Consider the following 14899-nt stretch of genomic DNA (forward strand, 5'->3'; position numbering starts at 1 on the left):
TTATACGATTTAATTAAAAAAAGAAAATGTTTTTAGAAAATACGGTAAATCAGGAAGAACAGTTTGGTTGGATAGAAGTTATTTGCGGTTCGATGTTTTCGGGTAAAACTGAGGAATTGATTCGCCGACTAAAACGTGCCCAATTTGCCAAACAAAAAGTGGAGATTTTTAAGCCTGCAATTGATACGCGATACGATGATGAGATGGTGGTTTCGCACAATAAAAACGAAATTCGTTCTACGCCAGTTCCTGCTTCTGAAAACATTAGAATTTTAGCACAAGGTTGCGATGTAGTTGGTATTGATGAAGCGCAATTTTTTGATGATGAAATTGTAAATGTTTGCAATGAATTAGCGAATAACGGCATCCGAGTAATTGTTGCCGGTTTAGATATGGATTTTAAAGGAAACCCGTTCGGACCAATGCCTGCGCTTATGGCAACAGCAGAATATGTTACAAAAGTGCACGCCGTTTGTACCCGAACAGGAAATTTAGCCCATTATAGTTTTAGAAAATCAGCTGATGAAAAACTGGTTATGCTAGGTGAAACCGAAGAATACGAACCTTTGAGCAGAGCAGCTTACTACAAAGCCATGCGCGAAGAAAAAGAAGAGTAAACAATAAATTGTAAAAACAAAAGTATTTTCATAAATTTGATTAAAAATTGGTTATGAACATTGAAGCAAGAAAATTATCACTAATTCAGGAATTTCTGTCAATACAAAATGAAAGTATTATTGTTAAGTTGGAAAAACTAATTAACAAAGAAAAAAAGTCAGCTGAAAACGATTTCAAACCATTTACAATTGATGAATTTAACAAACGAATTGACAAATCTCTTGACGATTTTAAAAACGGAAGAACAATAAACCATGACGATTTAATAAAAGAAATTGAAACATGGAAATAGTGATAATCTGGTCTGAATTTGCTAATAGTCAATTAAAAGTCATTTTTAAATATTACAAAATCGAAGCATCACTTCAAACTGCAAAAAAAATAACTTCAGAAATTTCTAAAGAAGTTACAAAATTAAAATTTCATACAGATTTAGGACAAAAAGAAGAATTACTAACTTCTAAACCTGAAAAATACAGATATTTAGTTAAAGGTAATTACAAAATAATTTACACATTTGACGAAAACAACAATACTATTAGAATAGTAGATATTTTTGATTGTAGACAAAACCCAGAAAAACTAACACAATCAAAATAATTTTCAAATGAAAATAACCTCAACAATATTAACTTCAACTTCTTTAAACTTTTCAGATTCAACTATTGAATTTGATCATATTTCTATTGATAGTCGTAGTTTACAAAACAGAAATGACACTTTGTTTTTCTGTTTGAAAGGACAAAACAACGACGCTCACATTTATATTGAAGGTTTAATTGAGAAAGGCGTTCAACATTTTGTGGTAGAATATATTCCTGAAAATGCAGTTGGAAAAGCCCATTTTTGCGTAGTTGAAAACACTACAAATGCGTTACAAAACTTAGCAAAATCGTATAAAAATCAATTCCAAATTGAAACCATTGGAATTACAGGAAGCAACGGAAAAACCATCGTAAAAGAATGGTTAAACTTTTTATTAAGTCCGGATTTTTCTGTGGTTCGAAGTCCGAAAAGCTTTAATTCGCAAGTCGGTGTGCCTTTATCGATTTTCGGAATTAATGAAAATCATACTTTAGGAATTTTTGAAGCTGGAATTTCGTTAAAAGGCGAAATGCAAAAATTAGCAGAAATCATCCAACCTAATATTGGAATTTTCACACATTTAGGTAACGCACATCAAGAAGGTTTTACGACTGTTGAAGAAAAAATCATAGAAAAATGCCAATTGTTTAAAAACTCTGAAATCGTAATTTTAGAAAAAAACGATTGGATAGAGAAACACATTACAACTCCAACTTTTACATGGAGTTTTGAAGATCCGAAAGCGAATCTTTTTGTGCTTGATAAAGTCAAAAACAATTTAAAAACAATCTTAGAAATTCAGTTTGAAGACAAAACGTTTAAAGTTTCACTTCCGTTTACTGATGACATTTCTATTGAAAATGCAATAACTTGTTTGGCTACTTTATTGTATTTAAAAACGGATATTTCGACGATTATAGAAAGAACTTCGAAATTATACAATATAGAAATTCGCTTACAAGCCAAAAAAGGAATTAACAATTGCTTACTAATTGACGACAGTTTTTCAAGTGATTATCAATCGCTAAAAATTGCGTTAGACTTTTTAGAACAACAAAAACTACATCAGAAAAAAACGATTATTTTATCGGATATTTTTCAGAGCGGCTTGAATGTAAAAGAACTTTACAGTAATGTTATCAAGTTGTTACAGCAAAATAACATTACTCAAATTATAACAATTGGTGAAACTATTGGAAATTATTTTCAAGATTTGCCTCACGTGATTTCTTTTGCCAACACGAATGCCTTTTTACAACAATTTAATACGGATTCATTCAACAACGAAACTATATTAATCAAAGGCGCTCGTAGTTTTAATTTTGACGAAATTGTCGTTTTATTGGAAGAAAAAGTACACGAAACGGTTTTAGAAATTAACTTAGACGCACTGACTTCAAACTATAATTTTTACAAACAAAAGCTAGAAAATTCGACCAAAATTATGGTCATGGTGAAAGCTTTTGGCTATGGAAATGGTGGTTATGAAATTGCGAAACAACTCGCACATTTAAAAGTAGATTATTTAGGTGTGGCTTTCGCCGATGAAGGAATCGCGCTTCGAAAAGCTGGAATAACCACACCAATTATGGTCCTAAATCCAGAAATTAGTAGTTATAAAGCGATGATTGCTTATAATTTAGAACCTGAAATGTATAATGTTTCTGGTTTAACTTCCTTTATAGAATTAGCTAAAGAAAAAAACAGCAACGCGTATCCAATTCATTTAAAAATTGATACCGGAATGCATCGTTTGGGATTTGAAAAAGAAGACATTTCAGAATTAATTACTTTATTGCAACATAATAATTTTGTGAAAGTCACGAGTATCTTTTCTCATTTAGCAACATCAGATGATTTAAATTTTAAAGATTTTACGTTACAACAAATTCAATTATTTGAATCGATTTCAAATCAAATTGCAACCACATTAAACATTCAACCGATTCGTCATATTTTGAACACTTCTGGAATTTTTAATTATTCCGAATATCAATTTGAAATGGTTCGATTAGGAATTGGAATTTATGGCGTTGGAAATTCTGAAGAAGAACAAAGTTCGTTAGAAAATGTAAGTACTTTAAAAAGTATTATTTCTCAAATTAGAACGGTTGAACCAAATGAAAGCATAGGTTACAGTCGAAAATTTATGGTAAAAAAAGAAATGCGAGTGGCAACTATTCCAATTGGATATGCGGACGGAATTAGACGCGCTTGGGGAAATGAAAAAGGATTTGTTTCGATCAATAATCAAGAAGCATCTATTTTAGGTAATGTGTGTATGGACATGCTAATGGTGGATGTCACAAACATAAATTGTAACGAAAGAGACGAAGTTATTATTTTTGGAGAAAATCCACATGTAACTGAAATTGCAGCTGTTTGCCAGACGATTCCGTATGAGATTTTAACAAGTATTTCTCAACGAGTAAAGCGAATTTTTTATAAAAATTAAAAATTATGTTAATTTTTTTTTAACTTCGTGATAAACAAAACTAAAATTAACTAAAAAATTAAGAGTATGGGAATGGTTTCAGAATTTAAAGACTTTATTGCAAAAGGTAATGTAATGGACTTAGCAGTCGGAGTCATTATTGGTGGTGCTTTTGGTGGAATTGTAAAATCACTTGTTGATGATGTAATTACACCAGCAATATTAAATCCAGCATTAAAAGCAGCTCAAGTTGAAGATTTAGCTGGTTTAAAAACAGACGGTGGAATTTTATATGGGAAATTTTTAGCCGCAATTATTGCATTTTTAGTAATTGCATTTGTTATCTTTTTATTGGTAAAATCGGTTAACAAAATGAAAAAACCAGAAGAAGCTGCAGCTCCAGCTGGACCATCTCAAGAAGAATTATTGACACAAATTAGAGATTTATTGAAAAAATAATATCTAATTAAATATTTAAGAAATCCGAAGGCAATTTGTTTTCGGATTTTTTTTGTTTGATGAGTCCACAGATTGGGCGGATTTATTTTTTAACTATTTTGCGATGATTGATTTACGCAGATAAAAAAAGGCAACCTCAACAAAGAGATTGCCTTTTTTATAAATAAATTAAATTAAAACTTATGCTGTAATTTCTTCAACTGCTGGTTTTGATCTTCTGTCTCTTAACCAATATTTTACTCGTTTTACTAAGTAGAACATTACTGGAACCATAACTAAAGTCAGTACAGTTGCATACGTTAATCCGAAGATAATGGTCCACGCTAATGGTCCCCAGAAAATTACGTTATCACCACCCATATATAAATGCGGATTGAATTCAGTAATTAAAGAGAAGAAATCGAAATTTAAACCAATCGCTAACGGAATTAATCCTAAAATTGCGGTTAAGGCTGTTAATAATACAGGTCTTAAACGGTTTTTACCTGATTCGATAATGATGTCTTTTATTTCTTCTAACGATAAATCATCATGACTTTTTAATTTGTCATCCGCTACTTTTTTATCTAATAATAGTACGAAAAAGTCCATTAATACAATTCCGTTTTTCACTACAATTCCGGCTAGGGAAATAATTCCCATCATCGTCATTAAGATAACAAAATCCATATTTGCAATTACATATCCGTAGAACACACCACTGAAACTTAATAATACCGTGAATAAAATCACCAAAGTTTTTGAAACCGAGTTAAACTGTAAAACGATAATAATTGTAATTCCTGCTAAAGCTAAGAATAGGGCATATAGTAAGAAACTTTGGTTTTTACCTTGTTCTTCTTGCACACCAGAAAACGAATAACTTACCGTTTTTGGTAATTTGTACGTTTCTAATTCTGATGCAATTTGTTTCGTAATTTCATCTCCATTATAACCTGTCAATACATTAGAATAAACCGTCATAATACGCTTTTGGTTTTTTCTTTTGATTTGGTTGTAAGTAGTTGTTTTATTCGTTTCTGAAACTGCAGAAATAGGCACTTGCATAATTTGACCGTTGTTCTGATTACGGAATGTTAATGATTGATTGAACAATACATTTTCATTTTTACGTTGGTCATCTTGCATACGCATCGTAATGTTATAATCGTCATCACCTTCTTTATACGTTGAGATTTCCTGACCATACACAGAACGACGTAAATTGAATCCTAATTGACCTGTTGAAACGCCTAAACTTCCAGCGCTTACTCTGTCGACTTTTACTTCTAATTCAGGACTTTCTTTATTCACATCTACACTTAAACGCTCAATACCTTGAATATTTTTCGAATTAATAAAAGCAATCATTTTGTCTGCTTCCAATAACATTTCTTGATAATCCGTTCCTGTTAATTGCACACTAATTGGATAACCAGCTGGTGGTCCGTTCGCGTCTTTTTCAACCGTTACCGTTGCTCCTGCAATTCCTTTTACTTTCGCACGAATCTCATCTAAAACTTCCGTTGTATTGATTCCTTGACGGAATTTATACTCTGAGAAATTCACGGTTACTTTACCTTTATAAGGTGTTTCTGAAGCCGAACCTGCATCTACATTTGGATTACCAGCACCCACTCCAACTTGTGAAACAATACTTTCCGCTAAGAAATTTTTGTTGGTTTTTGGATCTACATATTTGCTTAAAATTTCAATTACTTGTTTTTCCACAAAAAGTGTGGCTTTATTCGTTTTTGCAATATCTGTTCCTTGAGGATATTCGATATACGTAATTACTTGATTTGGAATATTATCTGGGAAAAACAATACTTTTCTTGGGAAAATTCCTAAAAGGATGAAAGAGAAAAACAACATTCCAATAATTGTTGCTAAGGCTAACCAAGCTCTTTTTCCAGTTAAAATTTTAGCTAAGAAGTTTTTATACTTGTTTTCCATTTTAGGGAAAAATCCATGTTGAAAATCTTGCGTCCATTGGTACAATTTGATTTTGTACAACCACATTAATCCTAATGAAATAATAGCTAAATGTCCGATTGCTTTAGCGAAAGTAGAATCTGTTAAATGCCCTAATAAAACAAAAACAATACCTACAACACTAAATATAATAGTATATAATTTCGCCGATTTATTAGAAACATTTCTGTCTTCTGTATCCATTGAACCACCAGTCATTGCTGCATTTACCACCATCGCTACGAATAACGAAGCCGTTAATGTTACCGTTAACGTAATTGGGAAATATTTCATGAATTTACCCATAGTTCCAGGCCATAAAGCGAAAGGTAAAAACGCCATTAATGTAGTAGCTGTAGAAGAAATTACGGGCCAAGCGATTTCACCAATTCCAATTTTGGAAGCAGAAACCTTGTCCATTCCTTTTTTCATATTGGCAAATACGTTATCAACCACAACAATTCCGTCATCCACTAACATTCCTAATCCCATTACCAATCCGAAAAGCACCATAGTATTTAGTGTTAATCCGAAAGCCGATAAAATGGTAAATGCCATTAACATCGAAAGTGGAATAGCTGCTCCAACAAACAACGAGTTTCTTAATCCCATAGTGAACATTAATACAATCATTACTAACACAATTCCGAAGATAATGTGGTTAGAAAGTTCATCTACTTGGTGTTCTACACGAGAAGATTGGTCGTTAGAAAGTTCTAGTACTAAATTAGATGGTAAATACGATTCTTTTGCTTTTTCTAATTTTTCTTTTACTTGTTCGATAGCAGAAATCATGTTTTGATTCGAACGTTTTTTCACGTTCAACATCACCACTTCTTTACCCATTTCACGAGCATATGTTGTTTTTTCTTTTTCTTTAAAGCTAACAACTGCGATATCTTTTAAATAAACAGTTCCTCCGTATGACTTTACAATTACGTTTTCTAATTCTTTTGGATCTTTAATTTCACCAACAATTCTGATGTTATTTCTAGAACCTTGAGAGATTAAATTTCCTCCAGAAAGTGTCATGTTTTCATATTTAACCGCATTCTGAATTTCGTCAAAAGAAACTTGAGCCGCTGTCATTTTGAAAATATCTACAGCAATTTCTACTTCTTTATCATCAACACCTAAAATATCAACTTTTTTAACTTCTGGGATTTCTTCAATATCATCTTGAAGTAATTCTCCATATTTTTTAAGTTGTTGTGTGGTATAATTTCCTTTCAAGTTAATGTTCAGAATCGGCACTTCTTCCGAAATATTCAATTCAAAAACACTTGGTTCTACTTTACTACCATTATCTAAATTAGGCCAATCTGTATCCGCTTTAATGACATCAACTTTGTCCTTAATTTTAGTTTTCGCTTCTTCAACTCCTACTTTATCAGCAAATTCAACAATGATCATTCCGTAATCTTGGAAAGAACTTGATGTGATTTTTTCAACACCAGTAATGTTTTTAATTTCCTTTTCTAAAGGTTTTACAATTAGTTTTTCTACATCTTCTGCCGAATTTCCTGGGAAAACTGAAGAAATGTAAATTTTATTTTCGATGATTTCTGGGAAATCTTCACGCGGCATAGTTACATAGGCGATTATACCTGTAACTACAATAAGCAATGTCAAGATATATACTGTAACTCTATTGTCTACAGCCCAACTCGATATTCCGAATTCTTTACTTTGATGACTCATTAATTTTAAGTTTATTAGGTTTAGGAAAAGGTTTATAAGGTTTATTTTTTGAGTTTAGCCTTTTTAACTTTTCAATAATTTACTCTTGTTTTAATTGTGCTTTTTGCAAAGCATCTAATAAAAATGTAACTTCTTGAAGTTTAGTTCTTATTTCTAAATATTGATTTTCTTTAATGTAATCTAAGTCTAACGCTATAATGAGTTGATTTAAAAGTTCTAATCCAGAACCAAAAGCAATTTCTGTAAATCGTGCTTTATCTTTATTTGTTCTTCTGCTTGAACATTCTGCTAAATTGGAAGGAATGGAAATAGAACATCTTCTCATTTGACTGGTCATTCCAAATAATTCTTCCTTTGGAAATGTTGATGTTATTTTATAAATTTCTTTTGTAAGTATTCTTGACTTTTGCCAAACTAATAAATTCTCAAAAGAATATGTTTTCATTTTATAATCCATCATAAACTTAATTAAACATTATAACCTTTATAAACTAAAAATTAAGTTTCATTCCGTCTGAAATTGTATTTACACCTTCAGTAACTACCAAATCATTAACAGCTAATCCGCTTAAAATTTCTGTTACATTATCAGATGATTTTCCAACTTTTACAATCACTTTTTTAGCTACACCCTTTTTACCTTTTACATTAGTTGCCACAAAAACAAATCTGTTGTGTTCACCGTCTTCTTGAACAACATTTGTTGGAACAACTAAAGCGTTTTTCACAGTATAATCAATAATTTTAAGTTTTGCTACTTGGTTTGGACGCAATAAATTATCCGGATTTGGAACACTTACTTCAATACCGAAACTTCTGTTACTTGGATTGATATAACTTCCAACTTGACGCACTTTTCCTTTATATGTTTTTCCTAAAGATGTTAAATAAACATCTACAATTGTACCTGCTTTTAATTTTCCGATATACGTTTCAGGAACTGTAGTCGAAACAAACATATTTGATAAATTTACAATTCTCATTAAACCTTGTGGGTTTGGAGAAACTACTTGTCCGCGTTCTACGAAAACCTCATCAATTGTTCCAGAAAATGGTGCACGAATTAATGTTTTTGAAACCTGAGCTCTCATTTGCGCAACCGATTTTTGAGCAGAAATCATTTGCGTTTGTGCTTGTAAATATTGAATTTCAGAACCAATTTTCTTGTCCCAAAGATTTTTTTGTCTTTCGAAAGTTGTTTTCGCTAAAGCGTATTGGTTTTCAACACTTGCTAATTGCTGAGACATTCCTCCATCATCTACTCTTCCTAAAATTTGACCTTTAGCCACTCTTTGTCCTGCTTTTACATTTAATGTTGTTAAAGTTCCGCTGAATTCTGGTTGCACTAAAATGTTTTCTTTCGTATCTACATTTCCTTGTATTTCTAAATAATGATTGAAAACGGTATCTTTTACAGTTAATACAGAAACTAAAGCTTCCGTTTCTGTTGCTTTACCACCACCAGCTAATAAGGCCGCATCAATTTTTGCTAGTTCTGCTTGCAGTTCTGTTTTTTTAGTTTTTAATGCTGTTACGTCTTTGTCCTTAATTAAATCGTCTGTTGATTTTCCACCACAAGCCACTAATAAAAGACTTGTTGCTAGTATAAATATTTTTCTCATATCTAAATTAATTTTATAGTTAGTTTAATAATTTTTCTAAAGTTGCTTTTTTGTTTACGATTTCAAGCATGGCTTGCAATACTTCTTGTTGTGCTGTGTATAATTGTTTTTGTGCTTCTGCAAAGTCAAAACTAGAAGATAAACCTTCTTTGAATTTAACTTGCTGTTTGTTTTCAATACGTTCTGCTAATTTTAAATTAGACTGTGCATTGTTATATTGATTGATACTATATTCATAATCGCTTTTCGCTTTTTGATGTTGTAGTTTCAATTTTTGTTCTGTTTCTGTAAGTTGCGTTCTTGATTTTTCTAAATCGATTTTTGCTTGTTGCACACGAGAACTTCTGGCTCCACTACTAAAAATTGGCACATTTAAACCAATTCCTACATTAGAATAGTTGCTCCATTTTTGGTCTCCATTAAAAAATGTAAATTCATTTGAAAAAGAGTTATACCCAAAGTTTAATTGTGCACCTAAAGATGGCAATCCTTTACTTCTTTCTAATTTCACTAGTAGCTTTTTACTTTCTTCTACGTTTTTACCAATTTGATAATCGATGTTATTATTAACATTAAATTCTGAAGCTAAAACTTGTAAATCGATGTTGTTTTGAGTCAACGTGTTTAAATTATCAGTAAGTACAATGGGTTCGTCTAAATTAATTCCCATTAATAATTTTACCATATTTAGAGCAATTACTCTTTGTTTGGTCACATTATCTAAGGCATTATTTATAGAATTTAAAGTAATTTGAAGTTGTTCAATGTTTTCTTCTTCAATCAATCCGTTTTTATAAATCTCTTTCGTATCAGAAAGAATTTTTTCTAAAACCGTTTTGTTTTTATTGATAATTAAGATACTCTCATCTGCTAAAAGCACATTTCCGTAGGAATTAATTACAATTTCTTTGATTTCTTGATTGGTTTTTTCTTTCGCATTTTCAGAAATTTTCAAATACGTTTTTGCTGATTGTAAACCCACTAAATACGAACCATCAAAAATCAACTGGCTTAAAGTTAAATTCCCAACAGCTACATGTTTGGTTCCAAAAGCTAATAATGTAATTTCATTTGGATCAGCCATTGGATTAAAAGAGTTGGCTGCAGCTCCTTGCTTTTGAAAGGCAAAGGTGTTTTGATAATTTACCGAACCATTTAATTGAGGTAAACCCAATGTGGTAGTTTCCCATTTTTTTTCCTTGGCAATTTCTAAATCTCTGTTAGCGTTTACTACGCTATAATTATTCTTTTGTGCTTGCTCAATGGCTTGTTGCAATGTGAAACTAGAAGAATTAGTTTCTGTTTGCGAAAAAACACTGATTGCACTCAAAAGAACAAGAAATATGGTTATGTTTTTCTTCATTTTACTATTTTTAATTATTATTTAATTGTAATTGTTTTTCTAATTCTAAATTTCCGGCTAATGTTGCCATTGCACGAATGTGGTATTCTAATGCTTTGTATTCTAAAATATTTGCATCTTTTTCTAATACGGTATTTTCATTGATACTGAAAATTAAGGTGTAATAAAATTTTACATAATTTTCAATATCTATATCATTTCTATACAAACCTTCTGCCATTCCTTTTAAAATGTTATCTCTAAAACAACATTCACAAATTTCAATTTGACTGCCCAAAACCTTATTATATACTTCAGGATAGTGCCTTTTCAGTTGATAAAGTGGTGAAGTTTCTGTTGATTTGAACATCTCTTTAAACATTCTTCTGATTTCAAAATTTTCTGCAATAGCATTATAATTTTTAGCCACAATACTATTGATAGTCTCATGAACTTCTTTGTGAACCAGTTGTGTACTTTCTTCAATTAGCAATTCTTTGTTAGAAAAGTATTTGTATATCGTTTTTTTAGAAATACACATTTCGCAAGCAATATCATCCATAGTAATACTCTTGAAACCTAATTTCAAAAACATATCTGTCGCTTTTTTGATGATTTTATCTTTCATTTTTATTGGGGTGTTTTGTAAAAATTCTTTTATGCAGCTTTAATTTCGACTGCAAATGTAGAACGGAAACTTTTAATACTAAAATAGTTTCCTTAATCTTCACAATAATTTAACATTTAATATATCGTATTAGTCGTGAATTCTAAATTGGCTGTTAAGTTTAAATTATAACCCATTAACAACCCATTATTCTGTAAATTTGAATTGGCAAATAAACCAAAATCAAGACGGTTAATTTCACCAATTATTTCCACCAAAACTTTCGAAGAAGTGTTTGTATTTTCTAATTCTACAATTTTGGCATCTAATTCTACCACTTTCGTGATATTATTTATGGTTAAATAACCTTTCACGAAATTGATATTGTCATTTATCTTTTCATAAGAAATAGATTTAAAAACCACTAAAGGATATTGACTCACGTTCAAATAATCTTGTAATTTTAAATTACTGTCAATATGTTCCAATTTGCCTTCTTTTTTATTTACATCTAAAACAAATTCCAGATTAGCATTCATCAGTTGATTGTTTACAATATCTATTGAACTCGAAAGCTCATTAAATGAACTATCCAAATAGGCAATAATTGAATTTTTTGCTCTAACCATGAAATCTGATTGATTAACATTTAGGTTCCATTTTGTATTTGTCATTTTGTAAGATGTTAAATTTTATTGGGCAAATGTATAAAGGAAACTTTTAACACTAAAATAGTTTCCTTGATTTTCACATAAATTTAACATTTCAATAAGTAAGCTATTTTGCAATTATTAGTTTAAATTTACCAAAAATTACAAGTATGCTTTCATTATCAGATTACCAGAATGTTATTACAGAAGAGTTTTCAAACCTACACATTGACAAACAACCAAAAAGTTTATACGAGCCGATAGATTATATTTTATCACTTGGTGGAAAAAGAATCCGACCAGTTTTAACGTTAATGGCTGCTGATATTTTTGATGGTGATCATAAAAAGGCAATTTCTGCGGCAAAAGCTGTTGAGATGTTTCATAATTTTTCGTTAGTGCATGATGACATTATGGATGATGCGCCTTTGCGAAGAGGAAATGAAACCGTTCATGAAAAATGGAATCTAAATACTGGGATTTTATCTGGCGATGCGATGTTAATTTTAGCGTATCAATATTTCGAAAATTACGAACCGAAAATATTTCAAGCTTTAGCGAAATTATTTAGTAAAACCGCTTTAGAAGTTTGCGAAGGTCAACAATATGACGTGGATTTTGAAACCCGTGATGATGTAACCATTCCGGAATATTTAAAAATGATTGAATACAAAACGGCGGTTTTATTAGGAGCAGCGATGAAAATGGGTGCGATTGTGGCCGAATCTTCAGAAGAAAATGCGGATTTAATTTACAATTTCGGATTGAATTTAGGAATTGCTTTCCAATTACAAGACGATTATTTAGATGCTTTCGGAAACCCAGAAACGTTTGGAAAACAAGTCGGTGGTGATATTATCGAAAACAAAAAAACTTATTTGTATTTAAAAGCGATGGAATTTTCAAACGAAGCAAACCAACAGCAGTTATTACATTTATTTTCGATTCAACCACAAGATAATACAGATAAAATCGAATCGGTTAAAGCGGTTTTCAATGCTTCTGGCGCGAGTCAAGCCACACAAGATGCCATTTCAAACTATACAGAAAAAGCTTTTGAAACGTTAGAAAAAATGCATTTATCGGAAGATAAAAAAATGATTTTAAGATTGTTTGGCGATAAATTAATGAACAGAAAAGTGTAATTAATGTGCCAATTTTCGATGTGTCAATTTTCAATTTAACAAAATGAGTTACTTACCACCTGCAACAATTGACGCTTTAATAAACGAAGCCGAAGAACAGCATTTGTATTTTAAATTAATTGAGCAAACCAACAAAGATTTTGCTTTAGCGAATGAAAATATAGATATTCCTTTGGATATTTTTCCTTTCGAATTAAAGCTTTTGGTTCAGGAAAAAATATTGAAATTAATCAATCACAAATTCGCTGAGTACTTAAACTTACTTTACATCATTGATGTTTCCGAAGAACAAATTAAAAAATTAGACGGTTCAGATGTTTTCAAATTGTCTGAAGATGTCACGTTTTTAATTTTAAAACGCGAATGGCAAAAGGTTTGGTTTAGAAATAAGTATTAAATTATTCTAACTCTTTCTTTAAAATTACTTTATTCCACAATTCTTTTCCATCTTTATCAAACAAAGTCAATTTCATTTGACGCATTTCTTTTTCACCAGAAAAGGAAAGTGTGCCAAAAACGTGTTGCGCAAACAAGCTGCCTTCTACTCTGTTTTTGTTTTCTTCTTTAGCTACTTTTTCAATATTTCCGTGTCCGGAAGTTAATGGTGAAACGGTCCAATCATATAAAGAATAAGAATTGCTGCGTTTTAACATAGATAATTCTGTGAAATGTCTGTCGCCAGAAATAAACGTCACGCCTTTTATTTTATTTACGGTAATTTCGTTTAATAGTTGTTCTTTTTCGGTTTTGTAATTTTCGTAATTTTCAAAAACAGCTTCGGTATTTAAAACCTGACCTCCAACTACAATAATTTTAAAACTCGCTTTTGAAGCAACTAAAGCATCTATTAACCATTGCATTTGTTCCGTTCCAAGAAGCACTTTTTCTCCAGTAATTCTATCGTTTGGCGATTTAAAAAAACGATTGTCTAATAAAAAAACTTCTGCATCGCCCCAATTAAAACAAGAAAAAACACCTTCTTTCTGATTGGAATTTGTTCCGTAAAATTTATTTGCCCAAAAATCTTTAAAGGCTTGTTGCGTTACATATTTGTTGTAATATCCTCTATCGCTATCATTTGGACCAAAATCATGATCGTCCCAAATAGCAAAATTTTGAGTTTTTGCTAAAAGCGGTTGCATTTCTTTTAATTTTCTAGAATGTGAATATCTGTGGTAAATTCCAGTTTGACTGTCCCAATCTGCTTCACGCAAATAAATATTATCGCCACCCCAAAGCATAATGTCTGGATTTTTTTGAGCAATACTTTCAAAAATGGAGTAATTAGAACCATAAGGTTTTCCTGGTCTGTCCAAAGCTTCTTCGCTTACATAAGAACAACTCCCTAAAGCAATTGTAAAATCGGGAGCATTTTCTCGCCATTGCCATAATTTTTTGGAAGAAAAAGAGGTTTCATAAGGCAAAACTATTTTCTTTTTATCAATAAAAATAGCGTAATTATATTTTTTTCCAGGTTGTAATTTATCTAAAACTACATGACAAGTAAAAGCATTTTCTTTAGTAGATTGATACTTTTCGCTTTGAAAAATTGAAGAGGAATTATCAACCGAATAATACTCCACATAAACTGAAGCCGGTTTTTCGGTTTGAAACCAAATCATAGCTTCTTTCATTTCACAATATCCAACCATTGGTCCGGATTGTAAATTGTTTTGTGAAAAAACCGAAATAGAAAATAGTAAGAAAGCTAAAAGAATTCGCATGATTTTTTTTGCAAAATTAAACATTTACAAAAGGTTTCAATGTTAAGAAATAATTACTT

General features: G+C 31.0%; 14 protein-coding genes. 7 read left to right on the top strand and 7 right to left on the bottom strand.

The features are described from left to right. Positions 1-26 precede the first annotated feature (26 nt). The 5 genes from G6N05_RS10005 to mscL all read left to right on the top strand — a co-directional run bounded on the left by G6N05_RS10005 (position 27) and on the right by mscL (position 4096). Positions 27-617, top strand: coding sequence for a thymidine kinase (locus G6N05_RS10005; protein WP_166078171.1), 591 nt, complete (start codon positions 27-29; stop codon positions 615-617). A gap of 53 nt (positions 618-670) precedes the next feature. Next, entirely contained in the window at positions 671-910 is a 240-nt protein-coding gene (locus tag G6N05_RS10010) for a hypothetical protein (protein ID WP_166128055.1), read from the top strand. Beyond that, positions 901-1218, top strand: a complete 318-nt coding sequence (locus tag G6N05_RS10015; protein WP_166128059.1) for a type II toxin-antitoxin system RelE/ParE family toxin — start codon at positions 901-903, stop codon at positions 1216-1218. The genes G6N05_RS10010 and G6N05_RS10015 overlap by 10 nt, the downstream gene beginning before the upstream one ends. Before the next feature lie 7 nt (positions 1219-1225). Then, entirely contained in the window at positions 1226-3658 is a 2433-nt protein-coding gene (locus G6N05_RS10020; RefSeq protein ID WP_166128062.1) for a bifunctional UDP-N-acetylmuramoyl-tripeptide:D-alanyl-D-alanine ligase/alanine racemase, read from the top strand. 66 nt (positions 3659-3724) lie between these two features. Then, on the top strand, positions 3725-4096 hold the full coding sequence (gene mscL / locus G6N05_RS10025; RefSeq protein ID WP_166128067.1) for a large conductance mechanosensitive channel protein MscL: 372 nt from the start codon (positions 3725-3727) through the stop codon (positions 4094-4096). 180 nt (positions 4097-4276) lie between these two features. On the opposite strand, the gene G6N05_RS10030 is transcribed toward mscL, so the two are convergent. The 6 genes from G6N05_RS10030 to G6N05_RS10055 form a co-directional block, all read right to left on the bottom strand. After that, complete coding sequence (locus G6N05_RS10030; protein ID WP_166128072.1) at positions 4277-7750, bottom strand: efflux RND transporter permease subunit; 3474 nt, start codon at positions 7748-7750, stop codon at positions 4277-4279. 79 nt (positions 7751-7829) lie between these two features. After that, positions 7830-8195 carry a four helix bundle protein gene (locus G6N05_RS10035; RefSeq protein WP_166128076.1) on the bottom strand — a complete coding sequence of 122 codons (366 nt, stop codon included), beginning with the start codon at positions 8193-8195 and terminating at the stop codon, positions 7830-7832. Between the two features lie 46 nt (positions 8196-8241). Continuing rightward, positions 8242-9372, bottom strand: a complete 1131-nt coding sequence (locus tag G6N05_RS10040) for an efflux RND transporter periplasmic adaptor subunit (protein WP_166128080.1) — start codon at positions 9370-9372, stop codon at positions 8242-8244. A gap of 19 nt (positions 9373-9391) precedes the next feature. Then, a complete protein-coding gene (locus G6N05_RS10045) occupies positions 9392-10735 on the bottom strand; it encodes a TolC family protein (protein ID WP_166128084.1) in 1344 nt (447 codons plus the stop codon). A 10-nt stretch (positions 10736-10745) separates the two neighbouring features. Beyond that, the gene (locus G6N05_RS10050; protein WP_166128088.1) at positions 10746-11342 is read right to left on the bottom strand and encodes a TetR/AcrR family transcriptional regulator; all 597 of its coding nucleotides are present in this window, start codon (positions 11340-11342) and stop codon (positions 10746-10748) included. Between the two features lie 116 nt (positions 11343-11458). Next, positions 11459-11995, bottom strand: coding sequence for a YceI family protein (locus G6N05_RS10055; protein ID WP_166128093.1), 537 nt, complete (start codon positions 11993-11995; stop codon positions 11459-11461). Between the two features lie 146 nt (positions 11996-12141). Between G6N05_RS10055 and G6N05_RS10060 the strand changes: the two genes are divergently transcribed. After that, a complete protein-coding gene (locus tag G6N05_RS10060; protein ID WP_166128096.1) occupies positions 12142-13116 on the top strand; it encodes a polyprenyl synthetase family protein in 975 nt (324 codons plus the stop codon). Between the two features lie 43 nt (positions 13117-13159). After that, positions 13160-13513, top strand: a complete 354-nt coding sequence (locus G6N05_RS10065; RefSeq protein WP_166128101.1) for a hypothetical protein — start codon at positions 13160-13162, stop codon at positions 13511-13513. Between the two features lies 1 nt (position 13514). Here the strand turns inward: G6N05_RS10065 and G6N05_RS10070 are convergent, their stop codons facing one another. After that, complete coding sequence (locus G6N05_RS10070; RefSeq protein ID WP_205729756.1) at positions 13515-14864, bottom strand: alkaline phosphatase D family protein; 1350 nt, start codon at positions 14862-14864, stop codon at positions 13515-13517. Between the last annotated feature and the right edge of the window lie 35 nt (positions 14865-14899).

It is taken from the genome of Flavobacterium bernardetii (genome assembly GCF_011305415.1).
Lineage (GTDB): Bacteria > Bacteroidota > Bacteroidia > Flavobacteriales > Flavobacteriaceae > Flavobacterium > Flavobacterium bernardetii.